A 19,625-nucleotide genomic window follows, 5' to 3' on the forward strand; every position below is an offset into this window, starting at 1 on the left:
GTTGCGGAACAAGTTTCCGTTTCACGATATAAAGCAGTAGCTATTCAAAAACAATCTCATCTATATAAATGGTTTGTTGTGAATGAAATGTAATTAAAAATAGAAAGAAAGAGGAACCGCAATTATGTTACATAGCATTAATTATTTTACATTCGTAAAAAAGATAACAAAGTGACGAATATCAACATCCATCCTAGCAAAGCGAAAGCATTCGTAGTTATAAATTGCCTATTGCTTATTCTTAGTATATGCATAGTAAGTTGTAAGAATGATAAAACAGCACCTCAAAAATCGGCAACAGCAGTTGTTTCCTGTCAAGGAGATAATACAGCATCGTTGACTGAATCTAAAGAAGTTGGTTTTTTTGAAGCACTTAAAACAAAATCACCCATACAAATTGACGGTTGCGGTAAAGATGCCATTTGGTCTAGCTCAACATGGTATGGTATGAATTACAAATGGATGGGAAATCAAGTAGATTCAACAGATTATCATGGGCGATTCAAAGTTGCTTGGGATCAAGAACACTTATATATTTTGGTCGAAATCATAGACGATAAACTAAATCCGACACTCGGAGATGGTTTGGAAAATTTCTGGAAAGGCGATTATGTTGAGGTATTTATAGATGAAGACAAATCTGGTGGAGATCATAAATTTAACCATCAAGCGTTTGCGTATCATGTTTCTACGGAAGGTCATGCTATTGATCAAAGTACGTTGCAAAAGCCTATCTTTTTGGATGATCATGTGAACGTAAAGCGATCACAAGAAGGAAACAAACATCTTTGGGAAATGGCGATTAAACTATTTGATAAAGATTTTGACGAAAACGCACCCAACAATATTCCTGTCAAAATAGTAGCCCAAAAAAGCATTGGATTTTCAATTGCGTATGGCGATAATGATGGAAATAACAATCGTGAAAACTTTATGGGTTCCAAAAAGACACACGGCAATAATAACGATGGTGGCTATATAAACGCGGATGTATTTGGTGAGCTCTTATTCAGAGAATAATTCTGAATTGCTGATTCTTAGCGAAAATTCTATAGAGAAATTATTCTTTACTTTTGAATCTGACAAAAAAAGAACTTCTAATTCATGAATAGTACACAATCAACCAAGAATGCAGTAAAAACTGTATGGTATACATGTATCAGTAGTGTTGGATGGCGTTGGTTCCAGAAAGCAATTGTATTGACGATTTTCTCTTTAGTAGTAAATCATTTAGCAACGCGCGATAGTTTTCCAGGTGGTGAATCGTATAGATTCCCCATAGAAGGTTTTCTGTCTACTATTGTTTTATCTATTCTCGTTGGAATCATAGCGGATATTAATTTTAAATTTTACAAGAAAAAGTATTTCTCTAAAAAGGTAGAAATTGTCACTATCCTAAGGTTTATGGTTTCTACTCTAGGATATATTACAATCATGTATATTCCTGTGAATATTATTGCAGATAAAGTTGTAGGTGGACAGACAGTGTTCTATTATCTATTAATTGGTTTACTAATTACCTTATTATTGTGTTTTATTCTCATAGGTTTATTGTATGCTCAAGACATACACAATTTATATAAGTTATCTATAAGAGATGCTGAAATTACTATTGACAGTGGCACGAAAATGACGAAGCTTGCCTATGAAAATATTGCGTGCTTTTACAGCGAAAACAAAATTGTGTATACTGTTCAAAATGACGGCAGAACAATCAACACCGATTTTACATTGAATGAGCTCGAAGAAAAAATAAACGACCAATTGTTTTTTAGAGCCAATCGGCAAATTATCATTCACAAAGATACTGTAGACCTAATTGAAAAGGTTGAAAATGGCAAGTTGCGTATTCGGTTAAAAACTTTTATTAAAAACGATACAATTGCTGAAATCAATATAAGTCGTTACAAGCGAAAAGCATTTATGAATTGGTTTCAATAAAAGATGCCGAAAACTACCGACTATTCAGTTATAATTTTCGACCATTCAGTAAAAACATAAGTATTTAAAGGGAATTTCAGAGATTTTGTTCATTATTTCGTTTAGAATTTAAAATCAAAAAACAATGAACAAAATTACCTTACGACAAATATTAATTCCATTAATAACCATTTCAATCATATGCTTTCTTTGGTTTGGACCATTCCGTATAACCATAGAAAATATCATTATTTCTATAGTAATCATTATAGCGAATTATATAGAATATAAAGGAAAACCATTTTCAGCACTTGGATTTCAACGTGAAAAATTCACATTCAAAAACATTTTCGTACTTGCTCCATTAGTTGCACTAGGACTCTTTGTTTTTTATGTCTTTGTATTGGTTCCTGGGATTACAAAACTCACAGGAACTCCTATAGATTATTCAAGTTTTGATCAATTAAAAGGAAATCTTCCAGCCTTTTTAATTACTTTATTATTAGTGTGGGCTACTGCGGGATTTGGAGAAGAAATAATTTTTCGTGGTTATTTTATGCGACAATTTGTAAAATTCTTTGGAGAAAGCAAAGTCAGTATTGTGCTTAACATAGTCCTAATTACTGGCTTTTTTGGCTTTATGCATAGTCAACAAGGAATTACTGGGCAACTTGTTACTTGGGTTGTCGGAGCGCTCTTAGCCCTGATATTCTACTTGCGTAAATACGATTTGTGGTTTATTATTGCCATACACGGTTTTTTTAACACCATAGCTTTAACTTGTATTTACTTTGATTTAGTGTAACGATACCAAGTACTTAATTCTTAATTTTCAAGAATCACTTAAGTTTTTATTTTGTAAAAGTTATATCGAACTCACGTTAAAAACTATAAATGCCTAGTTATTCTTGAACTCATCGGTTTCGTAATTGAGAAATAGTAATTGATATAATCTCCTTTTTCATCCACTAAATACTTTTGAAAATTCCATCGTACACTAGAACTCTTTTTACCGTTTAGTTTTTTAGATGTCAACCATGTATACAACGGATGTTGTTGGCTTCCTTTTACGTCTATCTTTTCCGTAAGTAGAAAAGTAACGCCAAAATTTATTTCACAAAATTCTTGAATTTCTGAAGCATCTCCAGGTTCTTGTTTTCCAAACTGGTTACATGGCGAACCAATAACAACGAGTTCTTCTTTATACGTATCACTTAGCGATTGCAACGCTGTATACTGTTTTGTAAATCCGCATTTAGAAGCCACATTTACAAAAAGCAGCTTCTTTCCTTTAAATTCTATAAGAGAAATAGGCTTGCCACTAATATCATTAATAGCGATGTCATAGATTGATTGTCTTTCTGTTTCATTAGAAACATTGGAACTTAATTTTGCTTTATCAACGGTTTTCATAAGTATATTTTAAAACAAAATTAATCATTTTGTTTATGTTTACACGTGAATAATTAAACAAAATAAAAAATAAGCAAACAGTTAGAAGATGTACGTTGTTTATTCAATCTTAAATTCAGGACGCACTATTTCATCAAAACAGGCTGGATGTGGCTTCTCATTCGGATTGTTGAAAAAATCATTTGCAGCGTTCATCGCACATTGATTTCCCCAATTGGTTGTTGGTATATGTGTCCAACCTTTAAAAACTAAATGATGACTATTGGTTAAATTTTCTCGCATTGCGACTGCCCATTTTACAGGCGTTTCAGTATCATATTCGCCATTGATCAGCATTGTTGGAATTTCACTTTTTACAGGTTGATTTTCTATGGCTTTCACTTTTTCTACACTCCAAATCTTACAAATTTCCGATTTAAAAACGGCAGGCGATAATCCTTTCGTTTCAGGATATTTGTTAGTTTCAGCTTGAATTATTTCTTGAGAATTAAAAGGATATTCTTCAGCACACCAAACAGAAAGACGCATGCCAAGTCCGGCTCCATCTTTCGGTTTTTTAAATAAATTGGAAAGTCGTTTTTTAAGTGAACTCAAATCGTTATTCAACAATTTATCTATTTCAAAAGGAACATTCGCAATCGTATTTGTGGCAGTAAAAACGGTAATCAAATCTTTTCCTTTTAGATGAAAAGTTTCCAAATTCCCATTGTTTGGATTTTCAACTTCAATAACTAAAGGATTTTGGGTTTTCTCTTGTAAATACTCAAAAAAACGTTGCTTTATGTTTGGAAAAGCATTGTTGCATTTAGCATCGGACGCGCAATCGGAAAGTAATTTTTCAACAATTACTAACAGATTTCCAACACTTTCTTCATCGTAATTAACTTCTAGCGGAAGCGGAGAATCCATCACAACACTTCTGATGCGTTCTGGATAATCACGCATCAATACTTGTGCAATTTTAGTGCTATACGAAATCGTAAGCAGATTGTATTCCTTGATGTCTAATGCACTCACAAGGTCATTAATATCTGCGGCAATTTCGTTGGTAGTATAACTGTTAAGATCTATTCCTTTTTCAAGCAATCGATCACGACAAGTTGTTGCAGCTTTCGCGAAAAGTGCATCACTTTGACTTGTATCAAAGTTTGGAAGATTCGACGTGTAAATCGCTTTTGCCCATTCAGGACAGTCCAAATGTGGTTGCGCATAATAATTTCCGCGTTGTTCCACCAAGATAAAATCTCGATCATTAAGGTATTTGTAATAATTCATATACTGAGCCGATGGCATGGTGGTGGCGCCAGGTCCGCCAACAGTATAAATGATAGGATCTTTTTTAGGGTTTTCGCTTCTGCTTTTAAAAATGTAGGCAGGAATTTTGATGGTTTTTCCAGTAGTACTATTTCTATTCTCTAACACTTCCAGATATCCAAAGGTATAGATTTGTCCATCAGGAATTTTATGTGTAGCCTCAGTTGATTCTTGAAAAATAGGTGTAAAACTCGCGTTCTCCTTTTGTGTGATCGTACACGAAGTCACTAGAAAAAACAGACTTATAATTTTGAGTAATTTCATGATATTATTCTATTTCTTTTGTTCCAATCCATACAGCCAAAAAATCTTTATCTATGGAATGTGTTGAACCATACAGTAAACCTTCTTTATAAAAAAAAGAAGTATGATACGTGCCCGAATTATCACCAGAAACTAACGCCGCATAAATAATTCCGCGTTGTGTATTGATGCGACCTTCCCGAATTTTTACACCATCTCTGTAAAAATAACCATTCAGAGAATTTTTACCTACTTCTGTGATCACCATTTTTGCAAAATTAGCATCTGTAGTGTCTTCTGGACTCAAATCGATTTTCCATGTACCTTTTAACAGTGAAATGTCTACGGTAGATTCGTTTAATAAGTTTTCGTCAGTTTGTGTAAAATTTAGCAGTATGCATAATGCTAGTGTACTTGCAAAAAATAAAATTTTCATCTTCTAGTTTATTTGGTATAAATTAATAAACACAAAGAACATTTCTTTCTAGGAAGCTTACATTCACATTTGTTAAGAAATCAATTTATTTTTTATTCTGCTTAAACTTTGTTCTGAAACGCCTAAATAAGACGCAATATACTTTTGCGGTACTTTTTGAAACAAATCGGGGTTTTTCTGTACCAAACTTTTATAGCGTTCTTGCAAGTCGAGTGTTTGTATACTTGTTAACTTTTCAACCGTTGATAAATATGCTTTTTCAGCAATAATTCTTCCCAATTTTTCGAATGGATGATGCGCTGCATACAGTTTTAGTAAAGTTTCTTTTTCAAACTCGTAATAGGTCACTTTTGTCAACGTTTCAATAAAAATCGTACTTGGTTGATTGGTCAGAAAACTTTCAAAATCTGTGGCAAACCATTCCGCAGTGAAAAAATGATGCGTATACTCTTTTCCGTCTATCAATTTATATCCACGGAGTAATCCGCTTTCTATGAATAAACACTTTCTAGTAACGTTTTGCGGATAAAATAATAATTGATTCTTTTCAGCTTCTTTTTTCTTTGCAGAATTGAGAAAGAGCTGATACAATTCGTCTGATAGCGTAATATATGATTGTAAAATCTCTTTCATTTTTCCGGTGTAATTTGTTTTTAGTTATCTGAAAATGAATTACCTGAAATCAATTATTCCATTCGTCTATATTCTTTTATATCCTGAACGGCTCCTATTGCTTCAAAAATTTCATTTTGGTCTTGTGTATCTTTCCAACCCATTTGTGAAAGTTCACCTCTTACTTGAATTATTGATTTTTCTTTTATAAGATGATAATAAGCAAAATCAATAACTTCAGGTGGAATTCTTTCTAATTGATACATTGTTAAGCTTGTCAAAAGTCTAAAAGCACCAATGAAATAGGTAATGCCTAATTGAAAAGCCCAACTGATAATCAATCCTATCCAACCAGTATTTAAGTCTTTGATCGTTAATCCTGCTTCAATTCGTGCACTCATAAATTCCCAAAAACCAAAGTTGTATAAACTGTTTTCATTTAGTATAATTTGATATTGAAAATATTGATTTGAAACATACGTAACAATGATGATTCCAATAAATAGATAATGTAACTTATCATAATTTGTATAATTACTTAATTTAATCAATTGTGTCAGAACAAAACCGATAAAAATCGCAACTCCTAGTTCAAAGAGTCCAATAATATAAATCCCTTTTACGGAGAGAAAAGCAATAACAAAACCCAAAAGAAGTGCTGTGATAATTCCGCCAACAATAGGAATCCAAAATTGAGGTTCTTTACGGACTTTGGGTTGTGGTAAACTTTCGGGCATCTCATAATCGTCCAAATTGTTCGCTTTTTCAACTTCTTGTTCTAATTCAATAATGGCTTCTTTGTCAAATTCTTTTTCTGTTAATTTAAATGCGTGAATAAATAGTTGTACTCGTATAGAATTTCGCCCAAGATCCCATAATTCATTACCGAGTGAAGTACTTTTTACCATTAATTTCCCATGATGAAAAGTAACTGAAATTTTTTCTGTCCATTTATCCCAATTGCCTTTGCGTTTTGCTTCAGCATTAGTTTCATCTTGATATACAATGTCCCAACCTAATTTTTTAAATGTTTTAATTACAATAGGAATTACGACGGTTTTATTCAAGTCAGTTCTTATTTCATTTTCAAATTTAGGCGTCCAATTAAAACGGTGTTTTTTCTTAATTGTCTTTTCAAATTGTTTAAGTTCTTCTGTCATTTGAGCCTATTAGTGAAGTATATATATATGAATGAAGCTGCTAATTTAATAAATACAAACTGAAAAGGAAACTGTGCAGGTTCAATTCCTTATCGTACTTTCTTTATACAATTCAAGTACCTTATTCAAATCAGTCGTTGCGTTAAGTTCGTAAAAATAATTTAATTGCCATTTCTGAGTTCGTGCTGCTTGTTTACTATTGGTAATGTCCCAATTTGGATAGACACGAAACGCTCTTTTTCCTTCTTTTGTAGGTGTTGAAATAATTCCCTTTGTAATCAATATAGATTTCGGGAAGACAAATTGCCCAAACTTGTGTTCCGTGTGAACGTTTACCACAAAAAAATCAAATCGATCAGATTCATGAAATGGTGCAATAGGTTGATTGTTGTTTCTTTTCCAAAAAGTTACAAACTGTCCAACTTTCTTTGGCGTTATTTTGGCGTTTCTACACACAATATGCAATCCTGTTAAGTCAAATTGACATGCATCATACGCTGCACTTTCGGCTTCTTGGGTAAAGTTAGAAATTTTTAATCCACAACGTTCGTAAATTTCTGTTTGAATTCTTTTCAGGATAGCGTTCATTTATCTTCGAGTTCTTTTTCTAGATCGTCCAGAAGTGATCGTGCTAATTTTACATACTCTTTCCAGCTCAAAATTTGATGATACTCAGTTCTATGTTTAAGCGTCAGTACTCCTATATATTCTTTATCTAAAGCTAATGTTTCTATGTCTAAATTTGGTAAATGAGTTGACTTATTCAAAAAACCACCAATAAATTCCTGAGAAGGAACAAGTGTTTTAAAAAACTGCGGAAAAATAGTTTCGTAAATCTGTTTCACCGTGTTGTTATCCGTATAATTTTTCTTTGTAATTCTATAATAATTGAATATTTGTTGACGGATAGAATTATTTCGTATCGTTTTTATAGTACCTGAAGCCATACTTTCATCAAAAGTACCGCTGTTTAAATCGAAATGATTTTCATCAGCCAACGCAAAATTTAAGCGTAAAAACTTAGTAGTATTATAATCTTTAGGTTTGTATAAGATATCAAAAATAGAATCAATTTTATGTTGTCTATTTTGACCACTTTCGACATCGCGTTCCAATTGAGAAATATCACTCAGTAAATCTTGTTTTAGATTCTGGAGAATTCTTAGTTCCTCCGTGTTTTCTTTTGCTTGTTCAACCCAAGTATTTACCTGAAGTGCAATCAAAATTCCAATAACAACTTTTAAAATTTCGCCTAAAGCGGAATTTAAATAAGTACGAATTTTACTAGTTGAGATCATAATAGGGGTTTGGTTCGTTTACTTAAAATCGAAACTACTCGATTCTCAACTAAAATCAAAACCATACACAGTATTTTCTGGTTGCTTTGAGAATCATTCTTAAAAACTTTTTATTTTTCAATTTAGAAGTATCTTAGTAGACACAATTCAAAACGAACACACCAAACGATGAGCGATAAACAAAAACACGCTTCCGCATACTGGAAACAAAACATAAAATACTTAGCCATTCTGCTATCAATATGGTTTGTGGTTTCGTATGGTTGCGGGATTCTATTCAGAGAAGAACTCAATCAATTCAGGCTTGGAGGCTTCAAACTAGGCTTTTGGTTTGCGCAACAAGGTTCCATATATGTATTCGTAATTCTAATCTTTGTCTACGTCCGATTGATGAATAAACTAGATAAAAAATACGGTTTCGACGAATAATCAATTCTAACTAAACTTTTTAAAACAGCATAGCATGAGTGTACAAACGTGGACTTGGATCTTAGTAGGAATAACTTTTGCCTTATACTTTGGAATTGCAATTTGGGCGCGTGCAGGTTCCACAAAAGAATTTTACGTAGCTGGCGGAGACGTTTCTCCTTTGGCAAATGGTATGGCAACAGCTGCCGATTGGATGAGTGCCGCATCGTTTATAAGCATGGCAGGATTGATCTCTTTTATGGGATATGATGGTTCTGTATTCTTAATGGGTTGGACAGGCGGCTATGTATTACTCGCGTTACTATTAGCGCCATACTTACGAAAATTCGGAAAATTTACGGTGCCCGATTTTATTGGCGATCGCTATTACTCAAACACCGCAAGAACGGTTGCGGTTATCTGTGCGTTGATTGTATCATTTACCTATGTTGCCGGGCAAATGCGCGGTGTCGGAATTGTATTTTCTCAATTCTTGCAAGTAGATATTAATATTGGAGTGATCATCGGGATGACGGTCGTTTTAATCTTTGCCTTTTTAGGCGGAATGAAAGGAATCACATATACGCAAGTGGCGCAATACTGTGTGTTAATCTTCGCATTTATGGTGCCAGCATTCTTTATCTCCATGCAAATGACAGGAAACATCATTCCGCAAATAGGAATGGGAGGAAAGGTAGAAGGCGGCGCTTTTCTGCTTGATAAACTCGATACGCTTCACACACAACTCGGTTTCAACGAATATACCAGCGGAACCAAATCAACCTGGGATGTATTTGCAATCACCTTAGCATTAATGGTTGGAACAGCAGGATTGCCACATGTAATTGTGCGTTTCTTCACGGTTCCTAAAGTAAAAGATGCGCGTAAATCTGCGGGATTGGCTTTGCTATTCATCGCAATATTATACACAACAGCGCCAGCAATTGCGGTATTTTCAAGAACAAACTTAATAGAAACAGTTAGCGAGCAAGAATACAAAGAAATTCCTGCATGGTTCAAAAACTGGGAAAACACAGGATTAATTGCGTGGTCAGATAAAAACGGAGACGGAAAAATTCAATATGTAGCAGGAAATGCTTTAAGCGGAAAAAAACCTGAATATACAGAAGCTAGAGGAACAAACGGAGAACGTTTAATCTCCAATGCAAGTACGGCAGAAAACGAATTATATGTAGATAGAGACATTATGGTGTTGGCAAATCCGGAAATTGCCAACTTACCAAACTGGGTTATTGCGTTGGTTGCCGCTGGCGGATTGGCCGCAGCATTATCAACAGCAGCAGGTTTACTATTGGTGATTTCAACATCAATCTCTCACGATTTAATCAAAAAGCAACTAAAACCAAACATCTCAGAAAAAGGAGAACTATTAGCAGCGCGAATAGCAATTCTAGTTGCAATTATCATCGCGGGATTATTCGGAATCTATCCACCAGGATTTGTCGCCGCCGTGGTCGCCTTGGCATTTGGTTTGGCGGCAGCATCATTTTTCCCAGCAATTATTTTGGGAATCTTTGACAAACGAATGAACAAAGAAGGCGCCATTGCAGGAATGGTTGTTGGAATTAGCTTGATGTTATTTTACATGATCAGATATAAAACGGGTTTATGGATGACATTTGACCCAAGACCCGCAAGCGAATGGTGGTTTGGAACATCACCAGAAGGTTTCGGAACCATTGCAATGATTGTAAATGTGGTTATTTCGGTAGTTGTTTCACGATTAACGCCAGCGCCACCAAAAGATGTACAAGAACTCGTAGAAAACATCAGAATACCTTCTGGAGCAGGAGAAGCTTCTAGTCATTAAATTTTTATTACTTTTAAGAAGAAAGATCAAACACAATAAAAAATAGTACAATCTATTGGGTAATTTAGTATTCAATACGGAAAATATAGTTGTAGAAATTTCTGATGAAATTGAGATTATTCACAGAACATAAAGAAACAAATCATGAGTAACTATCATATAAAACACCTAGAAGAATACTATCAAGTATATCGAAAATCAGTTCGAAATCCTGAAGTATTCTGGGAAGAAATCGCCGAAGAACATTTTATGTGGCGAAAAAAATGGGACAAAGTGTTAAGTTGGGATTTTACAAAACCTGAAGTCAAATGGTTTGAAGGTGCAAAACTGAACATTACCGAGAACTGTATTGATCGTCATTTATATACGCGTGGCGATAAAACCGCAATCATTTTTGAACCGAACAATCCAGAGGAAGAAGCACAACATATTTCATATAGAGAATTACACGAAAAAGTATGCCGATTTGCCAATGTATTAAAAGCAAAAGGCATTCAAAAAGGCGATCGTGTCTGTATTTATTTACCGATGATTCCCGAATTGGCAATTTCAATGTTGGCATGCGCTAGAATAGGAGCAATTCATTCTATAGTGTTTGCAGGATTTTCTTCTACGGCGTTAGCTTCTCGGATCAATGATGCAACGTGCAAAATGGTGATTACAAGTGATGGATCCTATCGCGGTGCAAAAACAATCGATTTACAAGGAATTGTGGACGATGCTTTAGAGAAATGTGAATGTGTGGAATCTGTGTTGGTTGTAAAAAGAATCAACTCAGAAATTCGCATGAAAGAAGACCGTGATGAGTGGGTACAACCATTACTAGACAATGCGAACACTGATTGTGAACCCGAAATTATGGACGCGGAAGATTCGTTATTTATTCTATATACGTCAGGATCTACGGGAAAACCCAAAGGAATGTTGCACACCACGGCAGGTTATATGGTGTACACGGCGTATACGTTTAAAAATGTATTCCAATACCGCGAAAAAGATGTGTATTGGTGTAGTGCCGATATTGGTTGGATTACGGGACACAGTTATATTGTGTACGGTCCGTTATGTAATGGTGCGACTTCCATCATGTTTGAAGGTGTTCCGAGTTATCCTGATTTTGGACGCTTTTGGGACATTGTAGACAAACACAAAGTAAGTCAATTTTATACTGCACCAACTGCCATTCGCGCACTAGCAAAAGAAGGTGTGGAACATGTAGCAAAACACGATTTATCCACATTAAAAGTATTGGGAACCGTTGGCGAACCGATTAATGAAGAAGCTTGGCATTGGTATGATGATAATGTTGGAAAACGAAAAGCACCAATTGTAGATACGTATTTTCAAACTGAAAATGGCGGAATTATGTTGACGCCAATTCCGTATGTAACACCTACAAAACCAACCTACGCAACGCTGCCTTTTATCGGAATTCAACCATGTTTGATGGATGAAAACGGCGTTGAATTAAACGGAAATCAAGTAGAAGGAAAACTGTGTATTAAATTTCCGTGGCCAAGTATTGCACGAACCATTTGGGGAGATCATCAACGCTATAAAGACACGTATTTTTCAGCCTATGAAAACAAATACTTTACAGGCGATGGCGCTTTGCGCGATGAAGTTGGGTATTACCGAATTACAGGTAGAGTAGATGATGTCATTATTGTTTCGGGTCACAACTTAGGAACGGCACCCATTGAAGATGCAATCAATGAACATCCAGCAGTTGCGGAATCGGCAATTGTAGGTTTTCCGCACGATATTAAAGGAAATGCATTGTACGGTTATGTAACTTTGAAAGAAACAGGCGAAAGCAGAAATCATGATAACTTACGCAAAGAAATCAATCAGATTATCACGGAACAGATTGGACCGATTGCCAAACTAGACAAGGTTCAATTCACCAATGGTTTGCCAAAAACACGTTCTGGGAAAATCATGCGACGAATTCTTCGAAAGATTGCAGGAAAAGATGGAGATAATTTAGGAGACATCAGTACGTTGTTGAATCCGGAAGTTGTTCAGGATATAAAGGATAATGTTTTGTAGAACGATAAGAGACCGCTTACTTCGATTTCACTCAACACAAGTCGCTATTAGATACTAGAATAAAGACTAAATAGTAACTAACTGAAAATTAAGAATTATAATTACATATTTTTTTACTAAAATAGTTTCCTTACTAATGGAGATCAATAAAAGAGTGTGAATGTTTTATCGAATACTAATGAATTAAAATATAAAAACTCCTTGAAAGTGATTTTGAGGAGTTTTTTTTGGTTTTAGGATACTTAGTTATTGATTTTTCGTTCAAAACGTATTTTTCGAACTCCATGATCTGTGTCCCATTGTTTGACTTCTTTGAAACCAAATTTTAGATATAATTTAGTTGCGGGTCCATTATCTACGCCAGTTTCAACTACAAAGAGATTTGAATTAAATGTATTGAAAACGAATTCTAGCAAGCTTTTCGCAACACCTTGTCTGAAAAACTTTGGAGCGACTACCAAACTATTTATATGTGTGAAATTTGTAGTATGATCAATTTCAACAATTCCAGCGAGTTCTTTGTTTTTGAAGTAACCAAAAAATACGGTGTCACTGTTTATATAACTTTCCAGCGGTCTTTTTAAAGGAGGAAAATCTATTGCATTTAATAATTTGGCTTCAACCGTGTATGAAACTTGAAAAACGGAACGTATTTCTGTAGCTACTTTTATATTGGTATGTTGAAGCTTTTTGATCATTTTTATATGTAGTCATTTGTTTATTTTAATTCATAAATAAACTCTTCAATTTCTTTCTCACGAGCATTAGCGAATCCTTTTTCAATTCCAATTTTAGAAAATCGACAATTTTCTAGTACTTTTTTTGAACCGAAGTTATCGAAAGCAATTCGACCAAAAATGGGTCTAGTTTTTTCAATTTCAAGAAATTTTTTAAGAGCACTTGTTGCAATTCCTTTTCCCCAAAACTCTTTTCCAATCCAATAAGTGATTTCCGCATCGCCTTCCATCTCATATTTTGCAATACTACCGACGATCTCTTTTTTTAAAAGGATCGTTCTACTATTAACTTTTTCATCAGATAGTAATCGTGTCCATTTTTCGATGTAAGCATTTTTATCAGATGGGTTTTTCGAAGTAAATGCTGCCAAACGATTTGCCTCTTCATCAAGTTGAAAAACGAAAAGGGTTTCCAAGTCATTTAGATTGGTACGTCTTAACTCTATTTCAATTGTTCTGTTCATGAGAATGGTTTGTTTTATTCAATCATTTTCACAACTTGCTCAAACCCTTCGCTTAATTGATTATATATCTCTTTGACAATTGTTTCTTTTAATATCTTCTTTAAAGTTAAGTCTACAACTTTTCCTTTTAAAAGTTGAAACCAATTTTTCTTTCCAAGATTAAAATGATTTTTTAAATCTTCTATTTCTTCAAAGATGATCTGTTGTCCATGACCTTGTTTTTTCAGTTTTTCAAGAATATCGTTTAGTTTGTTATGTAATTCTGATTCCTGTTCAACATTGAATTTATCATATGATTGTGGTTCATGAGAGTAAAATCTGTTTATGTCATCGATCTCTTGGTCTATTGCAAAAAGACCAATTTCTCTTTCTTCATCATACCCACAACCAGTACAAGTTTTAGCATGTTTCTCTTTATCTTCTACTGTCTTTTTTCGAAGAGTTTTTAAAAAATCTAGTTTGTCTCTATCTCTATTAAAATCGTAAAGCTTCGAGGTTAAAACAGATTTCAGAGATTCTAGTGTTCCTGCGCTTATTTGATAAATTCTCCTATGAAATTCAATTGCTTCTTTTTCAATAATATTCATTAGTTATCTTTGTTTCTTTTCTTCAATTTTATCTACTTTATTTCTTAGCTGTTTCTTTTGAATTCTCTCTATTTTTTTTACTAGTTCAAAAATTACTTCATCAATAGGAAATGGGCCAATTGGTGCAGCAAAATTTCTTTTGTAAATAATTTCTTTTTTACCAATTCTAATTATAGCTACCTCTTTTTTGAAAACTCTTTCTCTTAAAAGTTGAACTTCATTTGGAAGATTAGAGTCATCAAATTTTGAATTAATTATTCCAATTTCTTTGTCAATTGAACCTAATTCTTTTAATATTTCTTTGGCTTGTTTGTGTAATTGTTCCTTCCTAATTTGAAGGGCTATTTTTTCACTATTAAATCTAAGGTTATTTTCTAAATTTTGGTATTCTGTTTTTAAAAGTTCTAACTGATCTTCTTTAGACTTTGCTTTATTTAAAAGCGTGTCAATTTCGGTAATTTTAGTTAGTTGACTTAATTTATTTGTCGTTTCTCTATTCTTGAAATTGAATCCATAAGTAGTCAAAGTAATTCCAATTGGAATCAAAACAGCAGTTGCTAATCCAAATAGTAGAAGGTACGTATTGTCCTCTTTTGCCAAGAAAAAAAGCCAAACAGATAATCCAATGAGCCCAAGACCTATAATTATTGGGATTAATATTGAGAGTAAGAATTTCATATTTTATTCTTTTTTAGTATTTTACGTACGTGTAGTAAGAATTCCTGTTTATTTATATGAGCGGTTTTTTTCTCTCGCTAAATATAAGCATTTTCATCATCCAACCGCAAAAACCAAATCCGATTGCACTTTCGTATCCAACAACACCTTCCGCAAAATTCGTTGCACATCTACATTATCTTTTTGCTTTATGATATGTGATTCCAATTCGTCTGTGTGACTTATTTGTACATCAAAATCAATGAATCCGTAGCCTAAGTACAAACCGTTTTTCACCATGATAAAGGCTTCTTCGTTATCGGTTCGTCCTTTTCGTTTGATAACAACATTCTGAGAAGCTTCTCGCGAATGCGCAACTGCAACATCAACACGTTCGTTATAGATTTCGATGGCTTCTTCTTGTTTGCAAATTCCTTTGCACGATTGGATTAAAAAGTGAGAACAGACTTGAACGCCTTCTTGTAAATGACAATACTTTGGACATAACTCAAATTGCATACATAAACGTTCCAAATACGTTCTGCAATCGCGAATGTTGTAAAAAGTAATCATCGGATTCGCAATCATTTTTGCATCATTAAATGCTAAATGTTTCACACCACGACGATCGGAATATTCAAAAATTGCATAACTCTTTGCCGCACGTTTGGAAGCGCTATTATATCTCGGATAATGATGTTTGATGGCAGCATCTTCCATTAACAACGCCACCAATTCACTTCCCGAAAGTTCAAAATCAATATCGGCGGTTTCTCTGCATAAATCGAGTTCCTTTTTTGACTTATTGTAAAAATGACCCAACACCCGTTTTTGAATGTCTTTGGCTTTTCCAACATAAATAATCTTGCCTTTTTTGTCTTTAAAATAATAAATACCCGCTTTTTTAGGCAATCCATTAAAGGTGTGACTTGGCAAATTGGGCGGAAGCGTCGATTCCTTCGATTCACGTTTTAGAAATTTTTCAAAAGTTTCCTCAGCGGTTTCTTGCGCTAATAATAGTTCAAATAAGATTACGGTCGCTGCTGCGTCGCCTCTCGCTCTGTGTCTGTCTGAAAGCGGAATTTCAAGCGATTTGCACAACTTTCCTAAACTATAAGATTTATACCCAGGAATGAGTGTGCGCGACAACCGAACTGTACACAATTTTTTTCGATTAAAATCAACATGAATTGCTTTGAATTCGTTGCGAATGACGTTGTAATCAAAGTTGACATTGTGCGCGACAAAAATCGTGTCTTTGGTAATGTTTAATATATCTTCAGCAACTTCTGCAAAGCTTGGCGCATTGGCAACGAGCGCATTGTCAATTCCGGTAAGCGTGGTAATGTGTACTGGAATTAAGGTATTCGGATTTACAAGTGATGTGAATTCATCAACAATTTTTGTCCCATCAAACTTAAAAATAGAAATTTCCGTAATCTGATTGCTACGTCCCGTAGTTTCAACATCAATGATGGTGTATAGTTGGTTTTTAGACATATATTTAGGACATTTTTTTGACAGCTTCTAGTTCAACTTGCAATTCTCTAAACATTGCCATAATACTGCTCAATTTGAGTTCTTTTTCGTCGTATTCTTGCGTATTGATGCAACAGGTAAATTCCCAAACTTCCAATACATCTTCCATTGGAACATGATAGGATTTGTATGCTTTGTTGTCACTGCTCAATATCAATGCTTGTCCTGTGAAGTGTTTGTGTACACGTTTGTAGACCAATCCGTCGTTTTTTGTCAATACAATATAGGTGCGTCCATCTTTTATCTCTGAAAGATCATCTACATATTTTGCCACAATGTATGCACCGTCTTTTACAGGCAACATGGAATCTCCTTTGATCGGAAATGCGCGATGTGTTCCAGTTGGTAAAAACGGCAATTTTATTTTTTGTAATTGTTCAATGTATTCTGGATCGGCATACCCTGCTAAATAGCCAGCGGAAGCTGTTGTTGGAATAATTTCGATGAGTTCTTCATCATTTTCATCGACTGTAATCGGAAATAACAAGCGTTGATTTCCTAGTTGCATGAACGAAGTGTCTTTTGCTTGCGATAAATCGTTTTTGACCAAAATATCAATGGGCAATTTGAAATAGTCCGATAAGTCAATTAAGCGATCAATTGGCGGTTCGGAACGACCTTCTTCGTACGAACCCACCATAGAGCGCGTCCAACCGAGTGCTTCGGCAAAGCGTTCTTGCGAAAAGCCTTTGAGGGTTCGTAAATGTTTTATGTTTCCTTGAATATTTTTCATAATACAGAATGTTAAAATCAGTATTACTACAAATATAGGCAAATGCTGCTACAAATGGTAGTTGTTTGTGGAAACTATGGGAAATGGTGGTTTTTTGTTGCTAGTTGTTGCATCTCGATAGCTTTGCTACGTAGTTGAAATCAAAATATATTTTGATTTCAATAATGCTCGATGTGACAGTTACTGGTTTTGCTTTACTCGCGAAGTTCTTCATAAAACTCCAACAAATACAACACACGTTCGCGCAAGTGTCTTTTTTCATAGCTTACGGCTGCTGCTCTTGCCATGGTTCCTCCTTGATATTGAATTCGATAGTACGATTCGTAAAATTTGACATCTGATTTGTGAAACGCCAACCATTTCGCCTGTGTTTCTTCTAATAATTTTATATTTATAAGTGTTGGATCTGCTTTTAATTGTTTTAAAATTGTGTCCAATTCGGTTTTCCAGGAAGCTAATGCCGCTTGTTCACATTTGATACTTCCGATGGTTGTTGGTACTGCATTTTCAAGACATTTTCCATTTTCAATATCAATAGAATGTCTGTCTTCTTGACTAAAACTGTATGATGTGATGAATAGGGAAAGTAATAAGAATAGGTTTTTCATGATGATAATGGTGTTTAATGTAATGTGAGTTTGATGCAAGTTTCATTCAAATAAAATTTAGTAAACACTTATTATATAAGATGTAAATTGCTGAAAATCATTTTTTTATATTTTCTTTCTCTTTGCTCGCACAAAGAATACTGAATCAAGTTCAGCACAGGCTTCAACAAAAGAAAGTGCGCTTTTTCCAGAGGTGTTTTTAGTTTTTCTATCGAAAACTAAAACCGCATGCGTTTTTCTAAATTTTCTCCAAGGCTTCGAAAATTCTTAACGAAAAACACCTGCTACACTGCGGAAAAAGAATTCGTTACTTATATTTCAATTTATCATTTAAATCGAATTAACGCAACTTTAAGATACATTTTTTCGGAAAGTAAGTTAGTGAATTGCAGCGAGTAAGTTTGAAAATACTGTCATGCATTCACGTTTGAGTGCTGTTTCTTCAAACTGTTCTGAGATTTGAACGCACTCAATAGGAAGTTGATATTTTCTACGAGAGGTGATGTTTTTTAGGCAATTAGACGATAAAACAATCGCGCCGTCAACGCTTCCGTCGTTGATCATTTTTAAACATTCTTGTTCGCGTTTGTGCTCCTCATAAGATTGAAACAGCATGATGCGATAGCCAAATTTAGTCGCTACTTTTTCAATGTTGTGTAAAAAGCAACTGTAAAAAGGCGTATTGATTTGCGGAATGATAATCGCGAAGGTTTTCGTTTGTTTCTTCCGCAAGGCAACCGCATAATTGTTTGGAACATATTCGTGCTTAGACGCTATTTTCTGAATTACTTTTCGCGTTGTCGGACTGATGTCAAATTTATTATTCAACGCTTTGGAAACCGTCGAAATTGAAAAACCCGACAATTGTGATAATTCTTTTAGTGTCATAGCCGATTGCGAAACATTCATGTTTGTAATGATTTTATAATTTGAATAGATTCTCTTGTCAATGTTTCAATTTTTTCTAAATCGAAGGTGCCATCTTCTTTTTTCTGAATTAGTTTTGAGCCCATTCCAACGCACGTTACACCTGCAGAAAACCATCCTTCTAAGTTTTCACGAGTAGGAGAGACGCCGCCAGTTGGCATAATGCTCGTCCACGGTTGTGGTCCTTTGATGGCTTTTACAAATCCGGGTCCGTATACACTTCCTGGAAATAGTTTTACGATTTCGCAACCCATTTCTTCTGCTTTCGCGATTTCTGTGAGCGATCCACAACCTGGTGACCACAATACTTTTCGTCGGTTACATACAATTGCAATGTCTTCTCGTAGTACAGGCGTCACAATAAAGTTTGCGCCTAACGCCATGAATCTTGAAGCAGAAGCTGCATCTGTAATAGAACCAACGCCCATAATCATTCCGGGCATTTCTTTGAGTACATATTTGTTGAGTTCTCCGAAGACTTCATGCGCAAAATCGCCTCTTGCGGTGAATTCCAGTAAACGTGCGCCACCATTGTAACACGCTTTGATTACTTGTTTGCTAATTTTTATATCGCTATTATAAAACAACGGAACCAATCCGGTTTGTTTCATTACTGCTGCTACTTCTAATCTTGTATATTGAGCCATTTTTTTAACTATTTATTTTCATTCCCGTGAAGACGAGAA

22 protein-coding genes are annotated in these 19,625 nt (G+C 34.6%); 6 read left to right on the top strand and 16 right to left on the bottom strand.

Translation table 11 applies throughout. From position 1 onward, the window contains the following. Nucleotides 1–171: 171 nt before the first annotated feature. From H2O64_RS01675 to H2O64_RS01685, 3 genes are all read left to right on the top strand, one after another. Entirely contained in the window at nucleotides 172–1,020 is an 849-nt protein-coding gene (locus H2O64_RS01675) for a sugar-binding protein (protein WP_187560397.1), read from the top strand. Between the two features lie 84 nt (nucleotides 1,021–1,104). After that, nucleotides 1,105–1,941: a LytR/AlgR family response regulator transcription factor gene (locus H2O64_RS01680; protein WP_187560398.1), complete on the top strand. Its 837-nt coding sequence runs from the start codon at nucleotides 1,105–1,107 to the stop codon at nucleotides 1,939–1,941. Nucleotides 1,942–2,065: 124 nt separating this feature from the next. Next, entirely contained in the window at nucleotides 2,066–2,725 is a 660-nt protein-coding gene (locus H2O64_RS01685; RefSeq protein WP_187560399.1) for a CPBP family intramembrane glutamic endopeptidase, read from the top strand. Between the two features lie 83 nt (nucleotides 2,726–2,808). Here the strand turns inward: H2O64_RS01685 and H2O64_RS01690 are convergent, their stop codons facing one another. From H2O64_RS01690 to H2O64_RS01720, 7 genes are all read right to left on the bottom strand, one after another. Continuing rightward, entirely contained in the window at nucleotides 2,809–3,333 is a 525-nt protein-coding gene (locus H2O64_RS01690; RefSeq protein WP_187560400.1) for a glutathione peroxidase, read from the bottom strand. A 99-nt stretch (nucleotides 3,334–3,432) separates the two neighbouring features. Further along, nucleotides 3,433–4,911, bottom strand: a complete 1,479-nt coding sequence (locus H2O64_RS01695; RefSeq protein ID WP_187560401.1) for an alpha/beta fold hydrolase — start codon at nucleotides 4,909–4,911, stop codon at nucleotides 3,433–3,435. Nucleotides 4,912–4,915: 4 nt separating this feature from the next. Continuing rightward, complete coding sequence (locus H2O64_RS01700; RefSeq protein WP_187560402.1) at nucleotides 4,916–5,326, bottom strand: hypothetical protein; 411 nt, start codon at nucleotides 5,324–5,326, stop codon at nucleotides 4,916–4,918. 72 nt (nucleotides 5,327–5,398) lie between these two features. Continuing rightward, complete coding sequence (locus tag H2O64_RS01705; protein ID WP_187560403.1) at nucleotides 5,399–5,959, bottom strand: Crp/Fnr family transcriptional regulator; 561 nt, start codon at nucleotides 5,957–5,959, stop codon at nucleotides 5,399–5,401. Nucleotides 5,960–6,012: 53 nt separating this feature from the next. Further along, nucleotides 6,013–7,098, bottom strand: a complete 1,086-nt coding sequence (locus tag H2O64_RS01710) for a hypothetical protein (protein WP_187560404.1) — start codon at nucleotides 7,096–7,098, stop codon at nucleotides 6,013–6,015. 81 nt (nucleotides 7,099–7,179) lie between these two features. Continuing rightward, nucleotides 7,180–7,686, bottom strand: a complete 507-nt coding sequence (locus H2O64_RS01715; protein ID WP_187560405.1) for a MepB family protein — start codon at nucleotides 7,684–7,686, stop codon at nucleotides 7,180–7,182. Next, a complete protein-coding gene (locus tag H2O64_RS01720; protein WP_187560406.1) occupies nucleotides 7,683–8,396 on the bottom strand; it encodes a DUF6090 family protein in 714 nt (237 codons plus the stop codon). The genes H2O64_RS01715 and H2O64_RS01720 overlap by 4 nt, the downstream gene beginning before the upstream one ends. 168 nt (nucleotides 8,397–8,564) lie before the next feature. Here H2O64_RS01720 and H2O64_RS01725 point away from each other — a divergent pair, with 168 nt between their 5' ends. The 3 genes from H2O64_RS01725 to acs all read left to right on the top strand — a co-directional run bounded on the left by H2O64_RS01725 (nucleotide 8,565) and on the right by acs (nucleotide 12,687). Further along, on the top strand, nucleotides 8,565–8,825 hold the full coding sequence (locus H2O64_RS01725) for a DUF4212 domain-containing protein (RefSeq protein ID WP_187560407.1): 261 nt from the start codon (nucleotides 8,565–8,567) through the stop codon (nucleotides 8,823–8,825). Nucleotides 8,826–8,859: 34 nt separating this feature from the next. Then, complete coding sequence (locus H2O64_RS01730) at nucleotides 8,860–10,635, top strand: sodium:solute symporter family protein (RefSeq protein WP_187560408.1); 1,776 nt, start codon at nucleotides 8,860–8,862, stop codon at nucleotides 10,633–10,635. Between the two features lie 129 nt (nucleotides 10,636–10,764). Further along, entirely contained in the window at nucleotides 10,765–12,687 is a 1,923-nt protein-coding gene (gene acs / locus H2O64_RS01735) for an acetate--CoA ligase (protein ID WP_317173814.1), read from the top strand. 242 nt (nucleotides 12,688–12,929) lie between these two features. On the opposite strand, the gene H2O64_RS01740 is transcribed toward acs, so the two are convergent. From H2O64_RS01740 to H2O64_RS01780, 9 genes are all read right to left on the bottom strand, one after another. Next, nucleotides 12,930–13,385 (bottom strand): GNAT family N-acetyltransferase, encoded by a 456-nt coding sequence (locus tag H2O64_RS01740; protein WP_187560410.1) that lies wholly within the window; start codon nucleotides 13,383–13,385, stop codon nucleotides 12,930–12,932. Between the two features lie 20 nt (nucleotides 13,386–13,405). Further along, complete coding sequence (locus H2O64_RS01745; protein WP_187560411.1) at nucleotides 13,406–13,888, bottom strand: GNAT family N-acetyltransferase; 483 nt, start codon at nucleotides 13,886–13,888, stop codon at nucleotides 13,406–13,408. 14 nt (nucleotides 13,889–13,902) lie between these two features. Further along, nucleotides 13,903–14,475, bottom strand: a complete 573-nt coding sequence (locus H2O64_RS01750; protein WP_187560412.1) for a hypothetical protein — start codon at nucleotides 14,473–14,475, stop codon at nucleotides 13,903–13,905. Nucleotides 14,476–14,478: 3 nt separating this feature from the next. Further along, the gene (locus tag H2O64_RS01755; protein WP_187560413.1) at nucleotides 14,479–15,153 is read right to left on the bottom strand and encodes a hypothetical protein; all 675 of its coding nucleotides are present in this window, start codon (nucleotides 15,151–15,153) and stop codon (nucleotides 14,479–14,481) included. A gap of 96 nt (nucleotides 15,154–15,249) precedes the next feature. Beyond that, nucleotides 15,250–16,632, bottom strand: a complete 1,383-nt coding sequence (locus H2O64_RS01760) for an exonuclease domain-containing protein (RefSeq protein WP_187560414.1) — start codon at nucleotides 16,630–16,632, stop codon at nucleotides 15,250–15,252. A 4-nt stretch (nucleotides 16,633–16,636) separates the two neighbouring features. Further along, on the bottom strand, nucleotides 16,637–17,404 hold the full coding sequence (locus tag H2O64_RS01765) for an XRE family transcriptional regulator (protein ID WP_187560415.1): 768 nt from the start codon (nucleotides 17,402–17,404) through the stop codon (nucleotides 16,637–16,639). A gap of 194 nt (nucleotides 17,405–17,598) precedes the next feature. Then, complete coding sequence (locus H2O64_RS01770; protein WP_187560416.1) at nucleotides 17,599–18,012, bottom strand: lysozyme inhibitor LprI family protein; 414 nt, start codon at nucleotides 18,010–18,012, stop codon at nucleotides 17,599–17,601. Between the two features lie 378 nt (nucleotides 18,013–18,390). Next, on the bottom strand, nucleotides 18,391–18,921 hold the full coding sequence (locus tag H2O64_RS01775) for a LacI family DNA-binding transcriptional regulator (RefSeq protein ID WP_187560417.1): 531 nt from the start codon (nucleotides 18,919–18,921) through the stop codon (nucleotides 18,391–18,393). Beyond that, nucleotides 18,918–19,586: a bifunctional 4-hydroxy-2-oxoglutarate aldolase/2-dehydro-3-deoxy-phosphogluconate aldolase gene (locus tag H2O64_RS01780; protein ID WP_187560418.1), complete on the bottom strand. Its 669-nt coding sequence runs from the start codon at nucleotides 19,584–19,586 to the stop codon at nucleotides 18,918–18,920. Before H2O64_RS01780 ends, H2O64_RS01775 begins: the two co-directional genes overlap by 4 nt. Nucleotides 19,587–19,625 lie beyond the last annotated feature (39 nt).

Source organism: Kordia aestuariivivens (assembly GCF_014397005.1).
GTDB classification, from domain to species: domain Bacteria; phylum Bacteroidota; class Bacteroidia; order Flavobacteriales; family Flavobacteriaceae; genus Kordia; species Kordia aestuariivivens.

Coding starts and splice junctions, on each gene's coding strand:
- H2O64_RS01680 (WP_187560398.1), top strand. CDS start 1,105: ATGAATAGTACACAATCAACCAAGAATGCAGTAAAAACTGTATGGTAT.
- H2O64_RS01685 (WP_187560399.1), top strand. CDS start 2,066: ATGAACAAAATTACCTTACGACAAATATTAATTCCATTAATAACCATT.
- H2O64_RS01690 (WP_187560400.1), bottom strand. CDS start 3,333: ATGAAAACCGTTGATAAAGCAAAATTAAGTTCCAATGTTTCTAATGAA.
- H2O64_RS01695 (WP_187560401.1), bottom strand. CDS start 4,911: ATGAAATTACTCAAAATTATAAGTCTGTTTTTTCTAGTGACTTCGTGT.
- H2O64_RS01700 (WP_187560402.1), bottom strand. CDS start 5,326: ATGAAAATTTTATTTTTTGCAAGTACACTAGCATTATGCATACTGCTA.
- H2O64_RS01705 (WP_187560403.1), bottom strand. CDS start 5,959: ATGAAAGAGATTTTACAATCATATATTACGCTATCAGACGAATTGTAT.
- H2O64_RS01710 (WP_187560404.1), bottom strand. CDS start 7,098: ATGACAGAAGAACTTAAACAATTTGAAAAGACAATTAAGAAAAAACAC.
- H2O64_RS01715 (WP_187560405.1), bottom strand. CDS start 7,686: ATGAACGCTATCCTGAAAAGAATTCAAACAGAAATTTACGAACGTTGT.
- H2O64_RS01720 (WP_187560406.1), bottom strand. CDS start 8,396: ATGATCTCAACTAGTAAAATTCGTACTTATTTAAATTCCGCTTTAGGC.
- H2O64_RS01725 (WP_187560407.1), top strand. CDS start 8,565: ATGAGCGATAAACAAAAACACGCTTCCGCATACTGGAAACAAAACATA.
- H2O64_RS01730 (WP_187560408.1), top strand. CDS start 8,860: ATGAGTGTACAAACGTGGACTTGGATCTTAGTAGGAATAACTTTTGCC.
- H2O64_RS01740 (WP_187560410.1), bottom strand. CDS start 13,385: ATGATCAAAAAGCTTCAACATACCAATATAAAAGTAGCTACAGAAATA.
- H2O64_RS01745 (WP_187560411.1), bottom strand. CDS start 13,888: ATGAACAGAACAATTGAAATAGAGTTAAGACGTACCAATCTAAATGAC.
- H2O64_RS01750 (WP_187560412.1), bottom strand. CDS start 14,475: ATGAATATTATTGAAAAAGAAGCAATTGAATTTCATAGGAGAATTTAT.
- H2O64_RS01755 (WP_187560413.1), bottom strand. CDS start 15,153: ATGAAATTCTTACTCTCAATATTAATCCCAATAATTATAGGTCTTGGG.
- H2O64_RS01760 (WP_187560414.1), bottom strand. CDS start 16,632: ATGTCTAAAAACCAACTATACACCATCATTGATGTTGAAACTACGGGA.
- H2O64_RS01765 (WP_187560415.1), bottom strand. CDS start 17,404: ATGAAAAATATTCAAGGAAACATAAAACATTTACGAACCCTCAAAGGC.
- H2O64_RS01770 (WP_187560416.1), bottom strand. CDS start 18,012: ATGAAAAACCTATTCTTATTACTTTCCCTATTCATCACATCATACAGT.
- H2O64_RS01775 (WP_187560417.1), bottom strand. CDS start 18,921: ATGAATGTTTCGCAATCGGCTATGACACTAAAAGAATTATCACAATTG.
- H2O64_RS01780 (WP_187560418.1), bottom strand. CDS start 19,586: ATGGCTCAATATACAAGATTAGAAGTAGCAGCAGTAATGAAACAAACC.